Source organism: Acidovorax sp. FG60, from assembly GCF_057808995.1.
In genome coordinates this window covers 205,431-225,608 of sequence record NZ_JBMDJC010000001.1, presented here as the reverse complement: position 1 = coordinate 225,608, position 20,178 = coordinate 205,431, and the positions used below count along the sequence as shown (strand labels likewise).

Here is a 20,178-nt window from a genome sequence, read left to right as displayed (position 1 = left end):
GGCCCACACCCCATGTCCGCCACAACGCAACTGAATTCGCCGTCGCTGCACGCCCACCCGCACGCTTGCGCAGCACTGGCCGAGGCATTGTTCAACGATCCGTTCTACCAAGCCGTCACCATCGACCACGCGGCCAACACTGTTCGCCGCCTGCAGGTGCTGGCCCACTACTGCGCGCTGGCCATGGACGAAGCCCGCGCCGTGGGCGACGTGCAGGTGGCCGACCTCCACGGCGCCGCACTGTGGATCACACCCCACGCGCCAGCCGCAGACAAGGCGCAATACAGCGCCCAGCGCACCCGCAGCTTGCGCCAGTTGCTGGGTCCGCTCGGGTTTGACCACTACCAGCGCCTTTGCGCCGCCATGGAAGCGCAGGTGCCTGCCGATCTGCACAGCGCGTGGTACCTGTCGATACTGGGTGTGCACACCGCCGCGCGTGGCCACGGGTTGGCGCAGCGGCTACTGGCGCCAACCTTGGCCAAGGCCGACCAGGCCGGTGCATCGTGTTTTCTGGAAACCTTCAACCCCTTGAGCGTGCCGTTTTATAGCCGCCTGGGTTTCACGCGGTCGGTGGAATGTGTGGAGCCAATCACCGGCAGCACCTATTGGCTGCTGGTGCGCGGTGCCGCCGTGCTTGGCAGGTAGCCAGCGTTCACGGCGCCGCTGTTGCCAAGCCCGGGTAACCTAACGCCCGAAAACGCTTTTGCAGTCTTGCCTTTGCCTGCATGCTTGCTGCACACCCACGGAGGCTGCCTTGCAACGCACACCATCCGCATCAACGTCGCCTCCCCACCCACTTCCTCATTCACAGTCGCCGATCGAATCCGATCTGCCCTTCAGCTTTGGCAACCCCGTGCCATTGAGCACTCGCAGCAGCGTGATGCTGTGGGCCGCCAGCGCAATCGCCTTCGCCCTGTTGCTGGCGGTGCCGCGCTGGTTGCCCGACCAGTGGGGTGGCGCTTTGGCCGCGCTGCTGTTTGTGGGCGTTCAGTGGGCGGGGCTGCGATGGGCGGTGGGCCCGGCATGGGTGGCGCTGTTCAGGCGACCCCGCTGGCGCGATGTGGCGCTGGGGCTGGCCGCAGTGCCGTTGGTGATCGGCTTGCCCGCGCTGGTGGCTGCATATGGGTTGGGCATGTCTCACCTCAGCGCCAACGCCAGCATCGAAGCTGTTGCGGACTTGTCCCCAGCGCAGCTGGTTGGGCGGTTCGCACTGGTTGCCGTGCAGCTGCTGGGCGAAGAGCTGGTCACCATCCTGCCACTGCTGGCCACCGTGGCCTTGCTGCACCGCGCTGGCATGCCCGCCCGTTGGGCCGTGGCCTTGGCATGGATGGTTACGGCGCTGGTGTTTGGCGCACTGCATTTGCCCACCTACCAATGGCATCTGGGCCAGGCCTTGCTCGTTATAGGAGCCGCTCGTCTGGCGCTGACGGCAGTCTTCATCTACACCCGCAACCTGTGGGCCAGCACCATCGCCCACATTGCCAACGACTGGACGATCATGGCCTTTGTGCTGGCCTCTACCCGCACCATTGCCTGACCCATTGACCCTGCCCACCGCCGCAAGGAGCTCCTGTGGACTTTCTCAAGATCCTCAAGTCATTTGAAGACTTTGTGTACGAGGCACTGATCTGGCTGATCCTGCTGCCCAAAACCCTGGTGCGCATCGTGCTGCGCCCGCGACAGATGGTAGCCTACGTGCAGGCCGAGCAAACCCGCGAAGGCGACGACCGCTACGGCGACGCCATCAGCCCGCCGCTGCTGCTCATCCTGTGCGTGCTGGTGTCCCATGTGTTCGACCTGGCCCTGCGCAAACAAGCGGCGCAAGAGATGGGAACGCTCGCGGCCGCACTGCTCAAGTCCGAGCAAAACCTGCTGCTGTACCGCACCATGGCGTTTGGAATCTGGTCTCTGGCAGGCGCCGTCTGGTACATGTGCCACAGCCGCCAGCCCATCCATCGCGTCAACCTGCGCAACCCGTTTTATGAGCAGTGCTACCTGGTGGCACCGTTTGCAATGGCCATGTCGGTCAGCACCACGTTCGCACTGTCGGGTGGGCTGCTCTCCGCTGCCGGAGTGGGGCTTGCACTCCTGGCGCTGCTGTGGTTTTTTGTCGCCGAGTGCCACTGGGTGCGCGAGCGCGCGGGGTTAGGCGCGGGTCGTGCAGCGGTGGTGGCTGGAGGGCTGGTGTTGGTGGGGCTGGTGGCGAATACCGGGTTGGGGTATCTGCTGAGGCATTTGTGAGAGGTTGGTTAGAACGAATTCGATATAGGGCACTGCCTCGTGCCCGCTGGCGCACTTCACCATAGGGCAGAATTCGGCCAGCAGCTGTCTCCCAGAAATACCTTCCGATATGCAGATGACTAAATCTGGGGCTCTCGTATGAAGCAGGTCCACGCGCCAATTCTTGGCTTTTTGCTTGCACCCCTGGTCCCTGCAGCCCTGCTCTCGCTGACAAGCCCTGACCTCACAGATGGCAGTTGGAAAATGATTGGCACGTGGGTCATAGTTTTCTACCAGTTCACGTTGATTGTCACGGTCGCTCTAGGAATTCCCCTTTACCTTGTCGTTCGACGCTGGGGGCGGGTAACGTGGTGGTCTGCTCTGTTGAGCGGTGCCGCCGTTGGGACGGCTTTGTGCACGGTGACACAGGCGACCGCTCACGCGGCGTTGTTCGGCGCAGGTGCGGGCGCGGCTGAGGCGCTTGTGTTCTGGGCAGTTTTGCGCCTAGGTCGCGCCAGCTGAAGACGGCCGCTCCTTTTAGACATGCTTCGAGCACTTGATCAAGTGCTGTCGCCGTAAGAGAGCGTCTGACGAGTGTCCGCTCAGGGCCCATGTCCGACATTCGACAACCTTCATGTGAACTGGTCATAAAACACCTCAATCTGGCTGGTAGCGACCAAAGCTTGGAGCGGAAAGACCAGCCAAGGAGTTGCGACCTCCATGTCATTGAGGCGAACTAACAATTGATCTCGCACATCCGGTTTCACCTCCTGCCGCCAGTTCAGCACTTGGCCCCAGGTCGAACTCCCGTTCAAGTGCAAGGGAGCCCGTGCGGACTGAACTGAAGCGCTATAGGCCGTGGGAAAGAGTCGCTTGTATGCCTGCAGGTTGTAGAGCCAAGAAACGCCGCGCACGGTTGTAGCGCGTGGCTCCGTGCGCTGAACATGCGATATCAGTTCTTGTAAATCGGCCCTCCTTGCGCTGGAATTCTCAATAGCAAGCGGACTGGAATTGATTCCATCTGGCGCAACAAAGTGGATGCGCAAGGTACCGTATGCATCGGGCGGATCGTAAGAAAAACAGCCGAACGACCGTTTGACTTCGATGTAGGAAAGAGATTGTTGGAACTCGGCACATAAAGCGACTTGCTCGGCACGGTTGTCGACCGCGATTTTTACCCTGTTCAGAAAGAGTTTCCACCTACTTCCGCCAGTGTCCCCCCACAGATTCAGCCTGCGTCGCAAGTTGGTACAGCGGTCAATGGCGACGTCGAGAGACACTGCCGCTTTCGCTGCGTAGTGCGTGGCAAATTTCAATTGCAGGGAGAAATAGTCTTCAAGCATGAATATGACGTTAGCACCGTCTTGCCAACTTTCGCTTCTGGCCGATAGCAACCGAGCGAGCTCCCGGTCCGGGCATGGATCAGCAGGTGTTTTGTGCCAATTTTGATGAGCTGTGGCCGCTTTGCAATATGGCGCTACAGGCCATTTTGATTGCCGCCTCATCCTCTTGGCGATATGCCCCGGTCTCTCGGTATGAGCGATCGGTCCTCACCCTTGCCGCTGCCCCGCACACTCCCCCACTACCCAATCCCTGAACGCTTTCACCAACGGTGTTTGCGCCCGTGCCTCCGGGTACACCAAGTAGTACGCATCGGTGCTCGTCAGCACCTGGTCTGACAGCTCCACCAAACTCCCGGCCGCCAGCTCTTGCTCAATCAAAAAGCGCGGCAGCAGCGCCGCGCCCAGGTGCGAGACAGCAGCCTGCGCAATCATGGCGAAGTGTTCAGACTGCGGGCCGCGCAGGGCCAGGGCGGTGGGGGCGCCCACCAGCTCAAACCATTCGGCCCACTGCGTGGGGCGGGTGCTTTGCTGCAGCAGCACCACGCGGGTCAAATCCTGCGGGGTGTGGATGCCGTGGCGGTCGCGGTAGGTGGGGCTGCACACGGGCACGGCTTCTTCGTGCATCAGGTATTCGCACACGGCGCCTGCCCAGTGCGGGGTGCCGAAGTGGATGGCCGCGTCAAACGGCGTGCCCGCAAAGTCAAAGGGCTCGGTGCGGGCCGAGAAGTTGACCATGGCCTCGGGGTGCAGTGCCATGAAGCCGCCCAGGCGCGGGATGAGCCAGCGGGTGCCCAGCGTGGGCAGCACGGCCAAGTTGAGCAGGCCGTCGGTGCTGGAGAACGCCATGGCTTTTTGTGTACTGGCCGACAGTTGCTGCAGCACGTTTTGCACGTCGGCAGCGTAGACCCGGCCCGCGTCGGTCAGCACCACGCGCTGGCGCACGCGGTGGAAGAGGGCGGTGCCGATTTGCTCTTCCAACTGGCGGATCTGGCGCGACACGGCACTTTGGGTGAGGTGCAGCTCTTCGGCCGCGCGCGACACGCTCTGGTGACGGGCGGCGGCCTCAAAGGCCAGCAGGTCGGCGGTAGAGGGCAGGAAGGTTCGGCGCAGCAGGGTCATACTGGGTCATGCGTTGGGGGAATGATGGGTGACGCCAAAAATTGAGCCTTTTGAGCCCCTGTCGCTCATTGGGTACAGGGTAGCGGTCCTGATATTTTCAGGTACTTCATGCTGATTTGTGATCAAGTAGTTCCATTTTTTTGCTATCCAGCGCGGCGCGATTGGCGGATATTGGCGCATTCACTGCGTGTGTTTTCCCACGCTGTTTCCCTTTCTCTGCCTCCATCCAAGCTAGCGAGCCGCCATGTCCGCCACCCCTGTCGCCACCTCTCTCGTGTCCGAAGTCGATCAACTGCTGCAACGCCTGGGCGTGCCCCGCACGGCGTACACCGGCGGCACGCTGGCGGCGCGCTCGCCCATCACGGGCGAGGTGCTGGCCCAGGTGCCGCAGCAAAGCGCAGCCGACGCCACGGCTGCCATCGGCCGGGCGCATGCGGCCTTTTTGGCGTGGCGCAATGTGCCTGCACCGCGCCGGGGCGAGCTGGTGCGCCTGCTGGGCGAGGAGCTGCGTGCCGCCAAGGCCGACCTGGGCCTGCTGGTGACCATCGAGGCGGGCAAGATCCCGTCCGAAGGCCTGGGCGAGGTGCAGGAGATGATCGACATTTGCGACTTTGCCGTGGGCCTGTCGCGCCAGCTGTACGGCCTGACGATTGCCACCGAGCGCCCCGGCCACCGCATGATGGAAACCTGGCATCCGCTGGGCGTGTGCGGCGTCATTTCGGCCTTCAACTTCCCGGTGGCCGTGTGGTCGTGGAACGCCGCATTGGCGCTGGTGTGTGGAGATTCGGTGGTGTGGAAGCCGTCGGAGAAAACACCCCTCACGGCCCTGGCCACGCACGCGATTGCGCAGCGTGCCATCGCCCGTTTTGGTGCCGACGCACCCGAAGGCCTGCTGGAGCTGATCGTGGGCCAGCGCGACATTGGCGAGGTGCTGGTGGATGACGCCCGCGTGCCCGTGCTGTCGGCCACGGGCTCCACCGCCATGGGCCGCGCCGTGGGCCCGCGCCTTGCAGCGCGTTTTGCGCGCGGCATCTTGGAGCTGGGCGGTAACAACGCCGCCATCGTGGCGCCCTCGGCCGATTTGAACCTGGCCCTGCGCGGCATTGCGTTCGCCGCCATGGGCACGGCGGGCCAGCGCTGCACCACGCTGCGCCGTCTGTTTGTGCACGAGAGCATTTACGACCAGCTGGTGCCCCTGCTGACCAAGGTGTACGCCAACGTGCAGGTGGGCGACCCGCGCACGCCCGGCACGCTGGTGGGCCCGCTGATAGACCGTCCTGCGTTTGACGGCATGCAAAAAGCGCTGGAGCAAAGCCGCGCGCTGGGCGCTACGGTGCACGGTGGTGGCCGCGTGGAAGGCGTGGGCGGTGCGGATGCGTATTACGTGCGCCCCGCTCTGGTGGAGTTGAAAGCCCATGAAGGCCCCGCGCTGCACGAAACCTTTGCGCCCATCCTGTACGTGGTGCGCTACAGCACCATCGACGAAGCCATTGCCATGAACAACGCCGTGGGCGCGGGCCTGTCATCGTCCATCTTCACGCTCAATGTGCGCGAGGCCGAGCAGTTCATGTCGGCCGCGGGTTCGGACTGCGGCATTGCCAACGTGAACATTGGCCCCAGCGGCGCCGAGATTGGCGGCGCGTTTGGTGGCGAGAAGGAAACCGGCGGTGGCCGCGAAGCGGGCTCAGACAGCTGGAAGGCCTACATGCGCCGCGCGACGAACACCATCAACTACTCCACCGCATTGCCGCTGGCGCAAGGCGTGACGTTTGACGTGTAAGCCACGCGCTGGTTGCCCTGTTCATGTTGATCGCTAAGGAATCACACCCCATCGTCATCATCGGCGGTGGTGTCATTGGCAGTGCGATTGCGTACTTCCTCACGCTGCAGCAGCCGGGCTGCGAGGTGGTGGTGGTCGAGCGTGATCCGGCCTATGCGCGCGCATCGTCGGCGCTGTCGGCCAGCTCCATCCGCCAGCAGTTCTCGACGGACATCAACATCCAGATCTCGGCGTTTGGCATTGGCTTCTTGCGCAACGTGGGCACGCTGTTGGCGTGCCATGGTGACGAGCCCGACATCGGTCTGCACGAAGGCGGCTACCTGTACCTGGCCACCCAGGCGGGCGAGGCCACGCTGCGCGAGAACCATGCGTTGCAAAGGCAGTACGGTGCCGACGTGGCGCTGCTCAGCCCGCGTGAATTGGCCGAGCGCTTTCCGTGGCTGGCACTGCAGGATGTGGCGCTGGGCTCGCTGGGCCTGTCGGGCGAAGGCTGGTTTGATGGCTACCTGCTGCTGGCGGCGCTGCGCAAGAAGGCACAGGCCCAGGGCGTGCGCTATGTGGCCGACGAGGCGGTGGGCCTCGACACGGCGGCCAGCGACGGCGTGTTGCATGTGGATGCGGTACGCCTGCAAAGCGGTGCCGTGCTGCCGTGCCGCTATGCCGTGAACGCGGGCGGCCCGTGGGCGGCAGCCATTGCGGGCTGGGCGGGCATTGATTTGCCCGTGGTGGGCAAGCGTCGCACCGTCTTCAACCTGGCCAGCCCTGCGACGCTGCCGGGTTGCCCGCTGCTCATCGACACCAGTGGCATTTGGCTCCGGCCCGAGGGCAAAGGCTTCATCTGCGGCTTTGCGCCGGATGCGGACAACGACGCCGACTTTGCCCCGCTGGAGCCCGAGTACGACGCGTTCGAGGACTACATCTGGCCCACGCTGGCCGAGCGCATTCCGGGCTTTGAGGCGCTGCGCATGCAGGGTGCCTGGGCGGGCTACTACGAGATGAACACCTTCGACCACAACGCCATCGTGGGCCTGCACCCGGCGTGCGACAACCTGGTGTTTGCCAACGGCTTTTCGGGGCACGGCCTGCAGCAGTGCCCGGCGGTAGGGCGCGGCCTGGCGGAGTGGATGTTGACGGGCGGCTACCAGAGCCTGGACCTGTCGCCGCTGTCCATCGAGCGCATTGCGCGCAACCAGCCGTTGCTGGAGAAAAACGTCATCTGAGCCTTGAGCCCCCTGCGGCGATGCCCCGGCGCACCGCCCGTTCGATTTTTCCTTTTTTTGGTATTTCTGCTTTCGACGCTTTCCAACCTGCCAATCACAACACCACCGGAGACAACGACCATGGCAATTTCCCGCAAGACATTCACCGCGCTCGCCGCAGGGCTGGCACTGGCCTACACGGCTTTTGCACCCGCGCAGGCACAGACCCCATCCACCCCCACGCTGGAGAAAATTAAGGCATCTGGCAAGGCGGTGCTTGGCGTGCGCGAGACCTCGCCGCCCATGGCCTACGCACTCGGCGCCAACGAAAAATACGTGGGCTACCACGTGGAGCTGTGCGAGCGCGTGCTGAAAGAAGTCGCGCCCGACGCCAAGCTTGAATACATGGCCGTGACGGCGCAAAACACGCTGCCGCTGGTGCAAAACGGCACGCTGGACATCGGCTGCGGCCCCACCACCAACAACACGGCGCGCCAGCAGCAGGTGGCCTTTGCGGTGACCACCTACGTGAGCGAAGTGCGTATGGCGGTGCGCAAGGATTCGGACCTGAAGTCCATCAGCCAACTTGCCGGGCGCACCATCGCGGCATCCACCGGCACCACGGCCGTGCAGTTGCTGCGCAAGCAAGAGCGAGCACTGGGCGGCACCGCCATCAAGACCGTGCTGGGCAAGGACCACCACGAAAGCTTCCTGCTGCTGGAAACAGGCCGTGCCGATGCCTTTGTGCTCGACGACAACCTGCTCGCCGGGATGATCGCCAACTCCAAGGACCCCTCGGCCTACCGCATCGTGGGCGAACCGTTGGGTGCCGAGCCCATCGCACTGCTGTTCCGCAAGGACGACCCCACCTTCAAGGCGGCGGTGGACGGTGTGCTCACCAAGCTCATGCAAAGCGGCGAGATCGAAAAGATCTACACCAAGTGGTTTGTAAACCCCATCCCACCCAAGAACATGAGCCTGAACCTGCCGCTGGGCACCACGCTGCGCCAGCTGTTTGCCACGCCCAACGACAAGCCCCTGGAGACCTACCAGCAATGAACGCCGCCGTTCCTGCCACGGCCTTCCGCGCGGCCGACCGCATCAGCGCCTTCGGTGTGTCCGACATCGTGCGCATCACCCAGGCCGCCAACGAGCTCAAGCGCCAGGGCCAGCCCGTCATCGTGCTGGGCCTGGGCGAGCCCGACTTTGACACGCCCGCCCACGTGATTGAAGCCGCGCAGCAGGCCATGGCGCAGGGCGACACGCACTACACGGTGCTGGACGGAGCGCCCGCGCTCAAGGCGGCCATCCAGCTCAAGTTCCGCCGTGACAACGCTCTGGAGTTCGCCACCAACGAAATCACGGTGGGTGCGGGCGCCAAGCAGGTCATCTACAACGCGCTGATGGCCAGCCTGAATCCCGGCGACGAGGTGATCCTGCCCGCGCCGTACTGGACGTCGTACGCCGACATGGTGCTGATTGCCGGTGGCGTGCCTGTGGTGGTGCCCTGCAGCGAAGCCAACGGGTTTCGCATTACGCCCGAACAGCTCGACGCGGCCATCACGCCGCGCACGCGCTGGGTGTTCATCAATTCCCCCTCCAACCCCAGCGGCACGGCCTACAGCACCGAGCAGTTGCGGCCTATTCTGGAGGTGGTGCTGCACCATCCGCAGGTGTGGGTGCTGGCGGATGACATCTACGAGCACATCCTGTATGACGGGCTCGCGTTTGCCACCCCCGCAGCCGTGCTGCCCGCACTGCGCGAGCGCACGCTGACGGTGAACGGTGTCTCCAAGTCGTACGCCATGACGGGCTGGCGCCTGGGCTACGGTGCCGGGCCCAAGGCATTGATCGCGGCCATGGCAGTGGTGCAAAGCCAGGCCACATCGTGCGCGTCGTCCATCAGCCAGGCCGCTGCGGTGGCTGCACTCACCGGCCCGCAGGATGTGGTGGCCGAGCGCTGCCGTGCGTTTCAGGAGCGGCGCGACCTGGTGGTGGCGGCCCTCAACGCATCGCCGGGCCTGCGTTGCCGCGTGCCCGAGGGCGCGTTCTACACCTTTGCCAGTTGCGAAGGTGTGCTGGGCCGCACCACGCCGGGCGGTGTATTGCTGCGCACCGACGCCGATTTTTGCGACTACCTGCTGCGCGAGTTCCATGTGGCCGTGGTGCCAGGCAGCGTGCTGGGGCTGGCGCCGTACTTCCGTATCTCGTACGCTGCCAGCATGGCCGACCTGCAAGAGGCCTGCGCGCGCATCCAGCGCGCGTGCAAGGCACTGTTCTGAGTTCTTGTTCTGTTTTGTGAAATGACCGTCTGACATGACTACCGCACCCACCACCTCCCGCACGGGCGGCCAGATCCTGGTCCGCCAGCTCATCACCCACGGCGTGAAGCAGCTGTTCTGTGTGCCGGGCGAGAGCTATCTGGCCGTGCTCGATGCCCTGCACGATGCCGACATTGCCGTGACGGTGTGCCGCCAGGAAGGCGGTGCGGCCATGATGGCCGAGGCGCAGGGCAAGCTCACGGGCCAGCCCGGCATCTGCTTTGTGACACGCGGGCCGGGCGCCACCAATGCGTCGGCCGGTGTGCACATCGCGCACCAGGACTCGACCCCCCTGATCCTGTTCGTGGGCCAGGTGGCACGCGGTGCCATGGGGCGCGAGGCGTTTCAGGAGCTGGACTACAGCGCGGTGTTTGGCACCATGGCGAAGTGGGTGGTGCAGATTGACGACCCGGCACGCGTGCCGGAGCTGATCTCGCGCGCCTTCCATGTGGCCACCTCGGGCCGCCCCGGCCCCGTAGTGGTGGCGCTGCCCGAGGACATGCTGACCGAAGCCGCCAGCGTGGCCGATGCGTTGCCCTACCAGGTGACCGAGACGCACCCAGGGGCTGCTCAGATGGCCGAGCTGGCCCAACGCCTGAAGGCCGCGCACCAGCCCGTGGCCATTCTGGGCGGCAGCCGCTGGTCCGAGCAGGCGGTGCGCGAGTTTGTGGCGTTTGCCGAGGCTTGGTCGCTGCCGGTGTATTGCTCGTTCCGGCGACAAATGCTCTTCCCGGCCAACCACGCCTGCTATGGCGGCGACCTGGGCCTGGGGGTGAACCCGCGCCTGTTGGCGCGCATCCGCGAGTCCGACCTGGTGCTGGTGGTGGGCGGGCGCCTGTCAGAGATCCCGTCGCAGGGCTACGAGCTGTTTGCGATCCCCAACCCCACGCAGCCGCTGGTGCATGTGCATGCCGATGCCGATGAGCTGGGCAAGCTGTACCGGCCCGCGCAGGCCATCCAAGCAACGCCGCAGGCATTCACGGCGGCGCTTGCGGGTGTGCGGCCTGCGGGGGCTGTGGCTTGGCATGCCCATGCGGAGATGGCACGGTCCGAGTACATCCTGTGGAGCGACACCAACCCCATCCAGATTCCTGGCGAGCTGCAGATGGGCCAGGTCATGCAGCATCTAAAGTCCACGCTGCCTGCCAACACCATCTTCTGCAACGGCGCAGGCAACTTTGCCACCTGGGTGCACCGCTTCTGGCCGTTCACCACCTATGCGAGCCAGCTGGCGCCCACCAGTGGTTCCATGGGTTACGGCCTGCCTGCGGGTGTGGGTGCCAAGCGCCTGTGGCCGCAGCGCGACGTGGTGGTGTTTGCGGGCGACGGCGACTTCTTGATGCACGGACAGGAGTTTGCGACCGCTGTGCAGTACGGCCTGCCCATCATCGTGGTGCTGCTCGATAACGCCATGTACGGCACCATCCGCATGCACCAGGAGCGCGAGTACCCCGGCCGCATCAGCGCCACCCAGCTCAAGAATCCGGACTTCAAAGCCTACGCCCAGGCCTTTGGCGGGCATGGAGAGCGGGTAGAGCGCACCGAAGACTTCGCCCCGGCGCTTGCCCGTGCACGGGCGAGCGGTCTGCCCAGCGTGTTGCACTGCCTGATCGACCCCGAGGCGATCACGCCCACGGGCACGCTGCAGGGCATTCGCAGCGCGGCCATGGCCAAGCGATAGCCAAGCGATAGCACCGTCATGCCCGGTGGCAGCAGTCTGTCACTCTGCCGCGCACAATAGCGGGCGTGACCGTTTTAGCGCCTGATTTCCCCGATAACGAGCCCGCAACTGCAGCCCCGCCTCAGCGCCAGGGGCAGCGGCTGCGCCGCATCGCCCATCTCGATATGGATGCCTTTTTCGCATCTGTCGAACTGCTGCGCTACCCGCAGCTCAAGGGCCTGCCCGTGGTGATTGGGGGCGGGCGGCGCAAGGTGGATGAACTGTTGCTGCAGGGCCCGGATGGCACGGGCTTGCGGGAGCGGCATTTCATCCCGGTGGAGGACTTTCCGCTGCTCAAGGACTATATAGGCCGGGGCGTGATCACCACCGCCACCTACCCAGCGCGGCAGTTTGGTGTGGGCTCGGCCATGGGGATGATGAAGGCCGCCAAGCTGTGCCCGCAGGCCATCGTGCTGCCGGTGGATTTTGACGAGGTGCGGCGGTTTTCACGCCTGTTCAAAAGCACCATCATGGAGATAGCCCCCGTGATGCAAGACCGGGGCGTGGACGAGGTGTACATCGACTTCACCGACGTGCCCGGCGGCCAGCGTGAAGGGGGCAGGGTGCTGGCGCGGCTTATCCAGAAGAGCATCTTTGACGTGACCGGGCTGACTTGCTCGATTGGCGTGGCGCCCAACCGGCTGCTGGCCAAGATGGCCAGCGAGTTCAACAAGCCAAACGGCATCTCCATTGTTTACGAGGAAGACCTTCAGACCAAGATCTGGCCGCTCAATGTGCGCAAGATCAACGGCATTGGCCCCAAGGCCGGCGAGAAGCTGGCACGGCTGGGCATCGAAACCATCGGGCAGCTGGCGGCGCAGGATGAGCAATGGCTGATGGGCCACTTTGGCAAGTCCACCGGGGCGTGGATGCACCGGGTGGCCTGGGGCCGCGACGACAGCCCGGTAGTGACCGAGAGCGAGCCCGTGAGCATGAGCCGCGAGACCACGTTCGACCGCGACCTGCACGCAGTGCGAGACCGCGCTGAACTGGGCGCGATCTTCACCGACCTGTGTATGCGCCTGGCCGAAGACCTGCAGCGCAAGGGCTATGTGGCGCGCACCATCGGCATCAAGCTGCGCTACGACGACTTCAAGATCGCCACGCGCGACCACACGGCGAACCTTTACACGGCCGATGGCGCCACCATCCGCCAGCTGGCCGGGCAGTGTCTCAAACGCGTGCCGCTGGACAAGCGCCTGCGGCTGCTGGGCGTGCGGGCCAGCACGCTGGCGCGGCGGGGCGAAGAGCCCTTGCTGGAGCCGCGGGCTGGGGCAACGGCAGAAACACGCCGGCGCAAGCCAGGCTCCGCAGATGGCGCAGAGGGTGTGGGTGGCACGGCGCAGCTTTTTTAGCGCGGGTTGACGTCGTTTCCTGCCAGTTCACGGCCCGGTGGGGTCGTGGCAATCGGCGTAAACACCCAGAGTGAGACCTGCCTGCACCGCCTGTTGCGTTCCTATACTCGTCCGCATATGGCCACTGCCACCGATGTTCCTTCCGCCAACCTGCAAGCGTTGATCCGCGCCGCAGCCGGGGGAGACCATGCCGCCTTCGCGCAGATCTACCAGCGCACCCACGTGCATCTGTTCGGCGTTGCCGTACGTATGTTGGGACAAGGACAGGCGGCCGAGGATGTGCTGCAAGAGGCGTATGTGAGCATCTGGAAGAACGCTGGGAGCTACCGCAGCGAAGTGGGCGGGCAGCCCATCCAGCCCATGACATGGCTGATCGCCATCGTGCGCAACAAGGCGCTGGACGCCTTGCGCGCCCGCGCCCGGCGGCCTGAAAGCGCCTGGAACGACACCACGGAGCTTGCAGGCAGCGATGGGGATGGCAGCGACGCGCCGCCGGGTGCCGCGTCTGCATTGACCCCCGCACCCAGCGCGATGCATTTGCTGGAGCAGGCCACCCAGGCATTGCGTATCGAAGGCTGCATGAATGCCCTGGAGGGGAGCTACCGGCAAAGCCTTGCGCTGGCCTACTACCAGGGCCTGTCGCATTCCGAGGTGGCGGCGCAGATGGGAGCGCCGCTGGGTTCGGTCAAGGCATGGATTCGGCGGGGCCTGGAGCGCCTGAAGAACTGCCTGGCCACGCAAGGGGTGGGCGCATGAGGTACACCCACCCCGCGCTGCTGGACCACCTGGCGTCTGCCTATGTGCTGGGCACGCTGGGCGGTGGCGCGCGCCGCCGCTTTGAGCGGCTGCTGCGTGATCGCAGCGACGTGCAGTTGCTGGTGGCGCAGTGGGAAGGGCGGCTGGGGATGCTGGCCCGTTCGGTGCCGGCGCAACAGCCACCGCAGCGCGTGTGGGCCACCATTGAGGCGCGCACCCGGCCTCGCGATGTGAAAGACGCAGCCCCGCAGGGCGGTTGGGCCGGTGTGCTGTGGCGGCGCCATGGTGTGTTGCAGGGCTTGGCGGGTGTGGTGTTGGGTGTGGTGGCCACCGTGGCCCTGGTGGCTGCGGTGCCAACCTTGTTCGTGTCGAGCGACCAGGTGGCCCTGCGCGCAGGGGACAAACTGCCGCAGGCCTATGTGGGCCTGCTGACGGACGCTGCGGGCAACGGCAAGGTGCTGGTGAGTTCGCTGCGCCATGGGCGCACGCTGACGGTGAAGGTCATCGGGCCTATCACGCTTCCCGCGACTCCAGCGACTGTTGCTGGCGCAGCCCCACAGCTGGTGCTGTGGGCGGTGCCAGCCGATGGCGTGCCGTTTGTGCTGGGCACGGTGCCGGTGGCGGGTTCTGCGGTGTCGGTGTTGCCCGATACGTCGGAGAAGCTGCTGCTCAAGGTCAGCAAACTCATGGTGACGCTGGAGACATCGGCAACGCCGCAGGTGCCCAGCAGCACCGTGCTTTTCACCGGCAACTGCGCCAAGCTGTGGTGAGCGGCGCAAGGCCCCCATCGGCTTTGCAAAAATAATTGTCCGGTGCTGCATCCGTTTTGCATTCCGTGTCGTTTATCTGAGGTGCCGGTCTCCGGCATGGGGCCAGCGCGGCCTCCGACCATTCCAACTTCACGTTTTCAGGAGCTTCCCATGCCTTCATTCCCTGTTCGCCCCTTGATGTCTGCGCCCCTGCTGAGCCTGGCGCTGGTGCTGGTGCCCGTGTTGGCACTGCCCATGGCCCACGCGGCCGATATGCCCACCACGCCAGTGGAGAACGCACGCATCGATGATTTTGCCGTGGGCAAAAAAGCCATCGAAGCCAAGAACTGGGCGCTGGCGGCCAGCAGCTTCAGCAAGGTGGTGGCCCAGAATCCGCAGAACGCCGATGCCTACAACCTGCTGGGCTACTCCAACCGTTGGCTCGGCAAATACGACGAGGCGTTTGCGGCCTACAACAAGGCGCTGGCGCTGGACCCCCACCACAAGGGAGCGCTGGAATACTCGGGCATGGGCTACCTCAAGGTTGGCCAGAAGGCGCAGGCCGAAGCCCAGCTCGCCAAGCTGCAGGCCATCTGCGCGCAGTGCGAGGAGACCACCGATCTGGCCAAGGCCATTGCGGCCTACAAGCCGGCGCAGTAAGAGCGGCGAAAAAACCCTTCCTGCGTTGTTGCTGCGTCTGGTCGTACTACCCGTACAGCCTGCGACGCAGCGCCTCGCCAGAACCGCTGCGCTGGGTTTTGTTATCCGCTTTGTATCGTTTTCAGGCGCCTGATTTTTAGTGTGTAAGGCGCTGTTGGCCCGTTAGACTTGATCGGTATCAAGCGGTAACGAATAGCGTGCCGCGCTGCCTGCCTCTGCTGCAGGCCCATCAGGAGCCAACATGCGCATCAACCTGCCGGTGACCCAGCAGAACTTCGACTATTCCGGCGATGAACTGCTGGTGTCCAGCACCAACACCAAGGGCGAGATTACCCACTGCAATCCAGCGTTCGTTCGCGTGAGCGGCTACAGCTACGACGAACTCATTGGCCAGCCGCACAACCTCATCCGCCACCCCGACATGCCCGCCGAGGCCTACAAAGACATGTGGCGCACCATTGGCCGGGGGGAGCCCTGGACGGGCCTGGTCAAGAACCGCCGCAAGAACGGCGACCACTATTGGGTGCGCGCCAATGTCACCCCCATCATGGAGGGCGGCAAGCCACGTGCCTACATGTCGGTGCGCACCAAGCCCAGCTCGGCAGAAATTTCTGCTGCCGAAGCCCTGTATGCCCAGATGCGCAGCGAGGCGGCATCGGGCGCGAGCAGCTTCTACCTGGACTCGGGCAACGTGCGCTACCGGGGAGTGCGTGGCTGGCAGCAGCACCTGGCGCAGATGGCGTTGCTGCCCCGCATGGCGATCCTGCTGCTGGTAACGGTGCTGCTGGCCTTGTTGCCCGATGTGATGGGTCTGCAAGGCACCATCGCCTGGGTAGCCCGCTTGGTGTTGCTGTTGCTGGGGGTGGGGTGGACGCTGTGGCGCTTTCAGGCCACCGTGTTGCAGGGCGTGCACGATGCCACCCGCTTCGCGTCCGACATCTCGGCCTGCAACCTGGCCACGTCGGTGGGCACTGACTATCCCCAACCTCTGGGCGCGCTGATGCAGCGCCTGCTGCAGACCCAGGTCAATCTGCGCGCAGTGGTGGGCGATGTGCGCACCGAGGTGCGCAACTTCATTGACTCAGCCGACGAGATCTCGCGCGGCGGCCTGGACCTGTCGGCCCGCACCGAATCGCAGGCCAGCAGTCTGGAAGAGACTGCTGCGGCCATGGAGCAACTGGCCAGCACGGTGCTGGAGACCTCCGAGACTGCCGCCAAGGTCTCGCGCGAGAGCGCGCAGAGCAGCGACATCGCCAAGCGCGGCGGCCAAGCGGTGCAAGAGGTGGGCGCCGCCATGCAGCAGATGAAGTTGTCGTCCACCAAGATCAGCGAAATCGTGGGCGTGATCGAGGGCATCGCCTTCCAGACCAATCTGCTGGCCCTGAACGCCGCCGTCGAGGCGGCCCGTGCCGGCGAGCAGGGGCGGGGTTTTGCGGTGGTGGCGGGTGAGGTGCGGGCGCTGGCCCAGCGCAGCGCCAGCTCCGCCAAGGAGATCAGCGGTCTGATCGGCGTGACGGTGAACCAGATCGCCAGCGGTGCCCAGCAGATGGGCCATGCAGGCACCACCATTGAGGGCGTGGTCGATGCAGTGGAGCGCGTGAGCACGCTGGTGCAGCAGATCAGCAGTGCCACCAAAGAGCAGTCGCAAGGCATCGCCCAGGTCAACGAGGCGGTGACGCAGCTGGACACCGTGACGCAGCAGAACGCGGCGCTGGTCGAGGAGTCTGCGGCGGCGGCGCAGGGGCTCAAGGAAAGTGCGGTGTCGCTGGGCCGCTCGGTGGATGTGTTCCGGCTGGGGTAACGGGTAACGGGTGCTGTGGCGAGCGACCGCCAGCCACGCAGACCTTGACGAATGCTTACTCGTAACTTACAGTGATTTTCCCGTTTTCCGGGAGATCACCATGACCCTCAACGAGCTGCAACGCATCAAGCAGTGGCATGTCGCGCACAAGGCAGACCACCCGCTCGAATACCACCTGTGGGACCTGGTGTTGACGGTCTGGATGCTGGGCTGGGTGGGCTGGTTTCCCATCATCGCTTTTGGCGAGCCGTGGACCGCGCCGCTGTGCCTGATGGGTATCTTCGGGCCCAGCCTCTATGTCACCTGGCGAACGCGTGCCCACCTGCGCCACACCCTGCGGTGCGACTGGATCGATGCGCGGAGCTGATGGACGCGACTGACGGCGGCTGGGCCTACTGCCGTGCCGTGCGCACGTTGCGCGGCAGACCTTGCGGGTGGCTGGTGCGCAGCGGGTTGATGTCCAGCCCGCCCCGGCGCGTGTAGCGCGCGTACACAGTCAGTTTGATGGGTTTGCAGCGCGTCCACACATCCATGAAGATGCGCTCCACGCACTGCTCGTGGAACTCGTTGTGGTTGCGAAAGCTCACCAGGTACTGCAGCAGCCCTTCCTGGTTGATCTGCGGGCCGCTGTAGCTGATCTGCACACTGCCCCAGTCGGGCTGGCCGGTCACCAGGCAGTTGCTTTTGAGCAGGTTGCTGGTCAGTGTTTCGGTCACGGGTGCTTCGTTGAACGTGGCCGTCAGCAATTCGGGGGCTGGCTGGTACTGCGTGCATTCCACATCCAGGCGGTCCAGGCTCAGGCCGTCCAGTTCATGCACGGGTTCCTGGTCGAACAGATCCGGCGCGATGAGCCTCACGCCCACGGTGGCCGGGTGTTCCGCGCCGCGCCACGCGGCTTCACTGATGTCGGTGCGGATGCGCGCCTGCACTTCGGCCGCATCGGCAAAACGGGTGTTGTTGAAGCTGTTGAGGTACAGCTTGAACGATTTGCTCTCCACGATGTTGGGCGTCTCGCAGGGCACGGTGATGTGCGCCAGCGCCACCTGCGGCTTGCCGCGCAGGTTCAGCCACGACAGCTCGAAGGCCGTCCACAGGTCGGCCCCGAAGAACGGCGCGGCGCCGGTGATCCCGATTTCGGCGCGCTTGCCGGAGCGGGGGATGGGGAACAGCAGCGAAGCGTCGTACTGGTCCACGTAGGCGGAGGACTTGCCGAGTTGGGATTGTTCCGGGGTGTTCATAAATGCTATTAAATTTATGGCTAATAGCGCTTTATGGATAAGCGCTAGAGCCTGTTTTTACTTGAATTCCCGTTCGCGCAGCCACTTGGTGGCGATCCACTTCTCGCCCGCGATCACCGGCGCACCGCCGTGCAGCGTGCGGGTGGACGGGTGCGGGCGCTCATAGCTGAAGAACACCGCATTGCCGCGCTGCGGCGCGACCTCCAGGTGCACGTCGGGGAAAGTGGTGCCGCCACCTTTTTCGGGGGTGTTCAGGTACATCACCAGTGTGCCCACGCGCTGCCCGCCGCGCTGGACGATGGTGGGTGTGCCGGGCTCGGCGGGGTCGAAGTAGTCGTAGTGCGGCTTGTATTCGGCGCCTGGGCGGTAGTGCAGCACCTGCAGGCCCTCGCCGTTCTCGATGGGCCAGTTCAGCAGGCGCGCAATACGTTCTTCGATGCGCTGGATCAGCGGGCTCTGGCCGCGCTGGAAGAACATGCCGTCGCTGGTGCGGTCGTCATTGATTTCCTCGCCGCCCGTCTTGGTGGCCACGGTGAGCGAGCGCGCCATGCGCGGCGCAGCGTCCGCGATGAGGGCGTCGCATTCTTCGGGCGAGAGCAGGTTGCCAAACACCACGATGCGCGGCTGGGCCATGGCCAGCAGCACATTCACGGTGCGATCGCCACAGTCCACCTGGGCGGGCGATGCATCCAGCTGGGGCTCGGGCACAGGCACGGCGGCGGGCTGGCCTTGTTGTACGGCCAGTTCGTTCAGGTGGTCTTGCAGCGTGACCTCCAAGGCGTCGGCGGCCACGTCTTCATCCCAGCCCGCATCGCGCATGGACTGCAGCACCACAGGCGCGGCGTAGCCGGCCTGGGCCTGTTCGATGATCCAGCGGCGCAGCTCGGGCGTGATGGCCTGCCGCGCGGTGCTGGCGCGCTGGTGGGTGGTTGTGGTGCTGCTGTCGGGGTGCTGCTCAGAACGCGATGCCATGGCGGTCCTTCAACGTGAATGGGGTTAGCAGTTTCAGGCGGTGGGAGGGGTCTTGCGCCGGAAGACCAAGCGCTCGGGCTCGGATGATGCCGGGGCAAAGGCATAGCCGTCCAGATCAAACCCCTCGAGCTTGTGCGGCGTGGCCACGCGGTGCGTGATCGCATAGCGCGCCATCAGGCCCCGCGCACGTTTGGCATGGAAGCTGATGATCTTGTAAGCGCCGCCTTTCCAGTCTTCGAACACACATTCGATGACACGGGCCTTGAGCGCCTTGCGGTCGACGGACTTGAAGTATTCCTGCGACGCCAGGTTGACCACCACGGGGGTCGTGTCGGCGCGCAGGCGGGTGTTGAGGTGCTCGGCAATCTGGCTGCCCCAGAACTGGTACAGGTTGCTGCCTGCGCTGGTGGCCAGGCGCGTGCCCATTTCCAGGCGGTAGGGCTGCATGCGGTCCAGCGGCCGCAGCACGCCATAGAGGCCGCTCAAGATGGCCACATGGCTTTGTGCCCAGTCCAGGTCCTGCGGGGCGAGCGTGCGGGCGTCCAGTCCCTCGTACACATCGCCGTTGAAGGCCAGCAGCGCCTGGCGCGAGTTGGCGGCCGTGAAACGGGGGCGCCAGGCCTGGTAGCGCGCCACGTTCAGCGCGGCGAGCTTGTCACTCAGGTCCATCAGCGAAGCGATTTGCTGCGGAGATTGCTCGCGCAGCACCTCAATGAGCGCGGTGGATTGCGCCACAAACTGGGGCGTGGTGTGTGGCAGGCCTTCGGGCAGGGGCGTGTCGTAGTCGAGCGATTTGGCGGGAGACAGCAGGAACAGCATGGAGGCAGAAGGTCCGTGGATCTCGGAAGGTGAAGCAGGTGGCCGGGTGGGCTGCTGCGATTCTGGGGAGGCGGTGGCTCGAAATGGTACCTGTTGAAGGACTGTATTCGGGCGCTTGCGGGCATT

General features: G+C 64.8%; 19 protein-coding genes. 14 read left to right on the top strand and 5 right to left on the bottom strand.

What is annotated here, in order from left to right:
- Window positions 1-12 precede the first annotated feature (12 nt).
- The 3 genes from ACODS0_RS01060 to ACODS0_RS01050 all read left to right on the top strand — a co-directional run bounded on the left by ACODS0_RS01060 (window position 13) and on the right by ACODS0_RS01050 (window position 2,241).
- A complete protein-coding gene (locus tag ACODS0_RS01060; RefSeq protein ID WP_488832131.1) occupies window positions 13-645 on the top strand; it encodes a GNAT family N-acetyltransferase in 633 nt (210 codons plus the stop codon).
- Window positions 646-853: 208 nt separating this feature from the next.
- Window positions 854-1,537, top strand: a complete 684-nt coding sequence (locus ACODS0_RS01055) for a CPBP family glutamic-type intramembrane protease (RefSeq protein WP_488832129.1) — start codon at window positions 854-856, stop codon at window positions 1,535-1,537.
- A 35-nt stretch (window positions 1,538-1,572) separates the two neighbouring features.
- The gene (locus ACODS0_RS01050; protein WP_488832127.1) at window positions 1,573-2,241 is read left to right on the top strand and encodes a hypothetical protein; all 669 of its coding nucleotides are present in this window, start codon (window positions 1,573-1,575) and stop codon (window positions 2,239-2,241) included.
- 611 nt (window positions 2,242-2,852) lie between these two features.
- On the opposite strand, the gene ACODS0_RS01045 is transcribed toward ACODS0_RS01050, so the two are convergent.
- Both ACODS0_RS01045 and ACODS0_RS01040 read right to left on the bottom strand, forming a co-directional pair.
- Window positions 2,853-3,563 carry a hypothetical protein gene (locus tag ACODS0_RS01045; protein ID WP_488832125.1) on the bottom strand — a complete coding sequence of 237 codons (711 nt, stop codon included), beginning with the start codon at window positions 3,561-3,563 and terminating at the stop codon, window positions 2,853-2,855.
- 207 nt (window positions 3,564-3,770) lie between these two features.
- Window positions 3,771-4,682: a LysR family transcriptional regulator gene (locus ACODS0_RS01040; protein ID WP_488832122.1), complete on the bottom strand. Its 912-nt coding sequence runs from the start codon at window positions 4,680-4,682 to the stop codon at window positions 3,771-3,773.
- A gap of 244 nt (window positions 4,683-4,926) precedes the next feature.
- Between ACODS0_RS01040 and amaB the strand changes: the two genes are divergently transcribed.
- The 11 genes from amaB to ACODS0_RS00985 all read left to right on the top strand — a co-directional run bounded on the left by amaB (window position 4,927) and on the right by ACODS0_RS00985 (window position 17,390).
- Window positions 4,927-6,462 carry an L-piperidine-6-carboxylate dehydrogenase gene (amaB, locus tag ACODS0_RS01035; protein ID WP_488832118.1) on the top strand — a complete coding sequence of 512 codons (1,536 nt, stop codon included), beginning with the start codon at window positions 4,927-4,929 and terminating at the stop codon, window positions 6,460-6,462.
- 23 nt (window positions 6,463-6,485) lie between these two features.
- Window positions 6,486-7,682, top strand: coding sequence for an NAD(P)/FAD-dependent oxidoreductase (locus tag ACODS0_RS01030; RefSeq protein ID WP_488832116.1), 1,197 nt, complete (start codon window positions 6,486-6,488; stop codon window positions 7,680-7,682).
- Between the two features lie 120 nt (window positions 7,683-7,802).
- Window positions 7,803-8,720 (top strand): amino acid ABC transporter substrate-binding protein, encoded by a 918-nt coding sequence (locus ACODS0_RS01025; protein WP_488832114.1) that lies wholly within the window; start codon window positions 7,803-7,805, stop codon window positions 8,718-8,720.
- On the top strand, window positions 8,717-9,943 hold the full coding sequence (locus ACODS0_RS01020) for a pyridoxal phosphate-dependent aminotransferase (RefSeq protein WP_488832111.1): 1,227 nt from the start codon (window positions 8,717-8,719) through the stop codon (window positions 9,941-9,943). Before ACODS0_RS01025 ends, ACODS0_RS01020 begins: the two co-directional genes overlap by 4 nt.
- A gap of 34 nt (window positions 9,944-9,977) precedes the next feature.
- Window positions 9,978-11,663 carry a thiamine pyrophosphate-binding protein gene (locus tag ACODS0_RS01015; RefSeq protein WP_488832109.1) on the top strand — a complete coding sequence of 562 codons (1,686 nt, stop codon included), beginning with the start codon at window positions 9,978-9,980 and terminating at the stop codon, window positions 11,661-11,663.
- Between the two features lie 164 nt (window positions 11,664-11,827).
- Window positions 11,828-13,057 carry a Y-family DNA polymerase gene (locus ACODS0_RS01010; protein ID WP_488832107.1) on the top strand — a complete coding sequence of 410 codons (1,230 nt, stop codon included), beginning with the start codon at window positions 11,828-11,830 and terminating at the stop codon, window positions 13,055-13,057.
- Between the two features lie 117 nt (window positions 13,058-13,174).
- Complete coding sequence (locus ACODS0_RS01005) at window positions 13,175-13,813, top strand: RNA polymerase sigma factor (RefSeq protein WP_488832105.1); 639 nt, start codon at window positions 13,175-13,177, stop codon at window positions 13,811-13,813.
- On the top strand, window positions 13,810-14,583 hold the full coding sequence (locus tag ACODS0_RS01000; RefSeq protein ID WP_488832103.1) for an anti-sigma factor: 774 nt from the start codon (window positions 13,810-13,812) through the stop codon (window positions 14,581-14,583). The genes ACODS0_RS01005 and ACODS0_RS01000 overlap by 4 nt, the downstream gene beginning before the upstream one ends.
- 150 nt (window positions 14,584-14,733) lie before the next feature.
- Entirely contained in the window at window positions 14,734-15,222 is a 489-nt protein-coding gene (locus ACODS0_RS00995) for a tetratricopeptide repeat protein (RefSeq protein WP_488832100.1), read from the top strand.
- Between the two features lie 241 nt (window positions 15,223-15,463).
- Complete coding sequence (locus ACODS0_RS00990; RefSeq protein WP_488832098.1) at window positions 15,464-17,023, top strand: methyl-accepting chemotaxis protein; 1,560 nt, start codon at window positions 15,464-15,466, stop codon at window positions 17,021-17,023.
- 100 nt (window positions 17,024-17,123) lie between these two features.
- A complete protein-coding gene (locus tag ACODS0_RS00985; protein WP_121505738.1) occupies window positions 17,124-17,390 on the top strand; it encodes a hypothetical protein in 267 nt (88 codons plus the stop codon).
- A 25-nt stretch (window positions 17,391-17,415) separates the two neighbouring features.
- Here the strand turns inward: ACODS0_RS00985 and queF are convergent, their stop codons facing one another.
- The 3 genes from queF to yaaA are packed head-to-tail and all read right to left on the bottom strand — an operon-like array spanning window position 17,416 to window position 20,052.
- The gene (gene queF, locus ACODS0_RS00980; protein ID WP_218300540.1) at window positions 17,416-18,261 is read right to left on the bottom strand and encodes an NADPH-dependent 7-cyano-7-deazaguanine reductase QueF; all 846 of its coding nucleotides are present in this window, start codon (window positions 18,259-18,261) and stop codon (window positions 17,416-17,418) included.
- Window positions 18,262-18,318: 57 nt separating this feature from the next.
- The gene (locus tag ACODS0_RS00975; RefSeq protein ID WP_176886649.1) at window positions 18,319-19,233 is read right to left on the bottom strand and encodes a 2OG-Fe(II) oxygenase; all 915 of its coding nucleotides are present in this window, start codon (window positions 19,231-19,233) and stop codon (window positions 18,319-18,321) included.
- Between the two features lie 33 nt (window positions 19,234-19,266).
- Window positions 19,267-20,052 (bottom strand): peroxide stress protein YaaA, encoded by a 786-nt coding sequence (gene yaaA / locus ACODS0_RS00970; protein WP_306553748.1) that lies wholly within the window; start codon window positions 20,050-20,052, stop codon window positions 19,267-19,269.
- Window positions 20,053-20,178: the final 126 nt, after the last annotated feature.

Bases quoted from the DNA above. Each gene is read 5' to 3' on its own strand.
- ACODS0_RS01060 (WP_488832131.1), top strand. From the start codon at position 13: ATGTCCGCCACAACGCAACTGAATTCGCCGTCGCTGCACGCCCACCCG.
- ACODS0_RS01045 (WP_488832125.1), bottom strand. From the start codon at position 3,563: ATGCTTGAAGACTATTTCTCCCTGCAATTGAAATTTGCCACGCACTAC.
- ACODS0_RS01040 (WP_488832122.1), bottom strand. From the start codon at position 4,682: ATGACCCTGCTGCGCCGAACCTTCCTGCCCTCTACCGCCGACCTGCTG.
- amaB (WP_488832118.1), top strand. From the start codon at position 4,927: ATGTCCGCCACCCCTGTCGCCACCTCTCTCGTGTCCGAAGTCGATCAA.
- ACODS0_RS01030 (WP_488832116.1), top strand. From the start codon at position 6,486: ATGTTGATCGCTAAGGAATCACACCCCATCGTCATCATCGGCGGTGGT.
- ACODS0_RS01025 (WP_488832114.1), top strand. From the start codon at position 7,803: ATGGCAATTTCCCGCAAGACATTCACCGCGCTCGCCGCAGGGCTGGCA.
- ACODS0_RS01020 (WP_488832111.1), top strand. From the start codon at position 8,717: ATGAACGCCGCCGTTCCTGCCACGGCCTTCCGCGCGGCCGACCGCATC.
- ACODS0_RS01015 (WP_488832109.1), top strand. From the start codon at position 9,978: ATGACTACCGCACCCACCACCTCCCGCACGGGCGGCCAGATCCTGGTC.
- ACODS0_RS01010 (WP_488832107.1), top strand. From the start codon at position 11,828: ATGGATGCCTTTTTCGCATCTGTCGAACTGCTGCGCTACCCGCAGCTC.
- ACODS0_RS01005 (WP_488832105.1), top strand. From the start codon at position 13,175: ATGGCCACTGCCACCGATGTTCCTTCCGCCAACCTGCAAGCGTTGATC.
- ACODS0_RS01000 (WP_488832103.1), top strand. From the start codon at position 13,810: ATGAGGTACACCCACCCCGCGCTGCTGGACCACCTGGCGTCTGCCTAT.
- ACODS0_RS00995 (WP_488832100.1), top strand. From the start codon at position 14,734: ATGCCTTCATTCCCTGTTCGCCCCTTGATGTCTGCGCCCCTGCTGAGC.
- ACODS0_RS00990 (WP_488832098.1), top strand. From the start codon at position 15,464: ATGCGCATCAACCTGCCGGTGACCCAGCAGAACTTCGACTATTCCGGC.
- ACODS0_RS00985 (WP_121505738.1), top strand. From the start codon at position 17,124: ATGACCCTCAACGAGCTGCAACGCATCAAGCAGTGGCATGTCGCGCAC.
- queF (WP_218300540.1), bottom strand. From the start codon at position 18,261: ATGAACACCCCGGAACAATCCCAACTCGGCAAGTCCTCCGCCTACGTG.
- ACODS0_RS00975 (WP_176886649.1), bottom strand. From the start codon at position 19,233: ATGGCATCGCGTTCTGAGCAGCACCCCGACAGCAGCACCACAACCACC.
- yaaA (WP_306553748.1), bottom strand. From the start codon at position 20,052: ATGCTGTTCCTGCTGTCTCCCGCCAAATCGCTCGACTACGACACGCCC.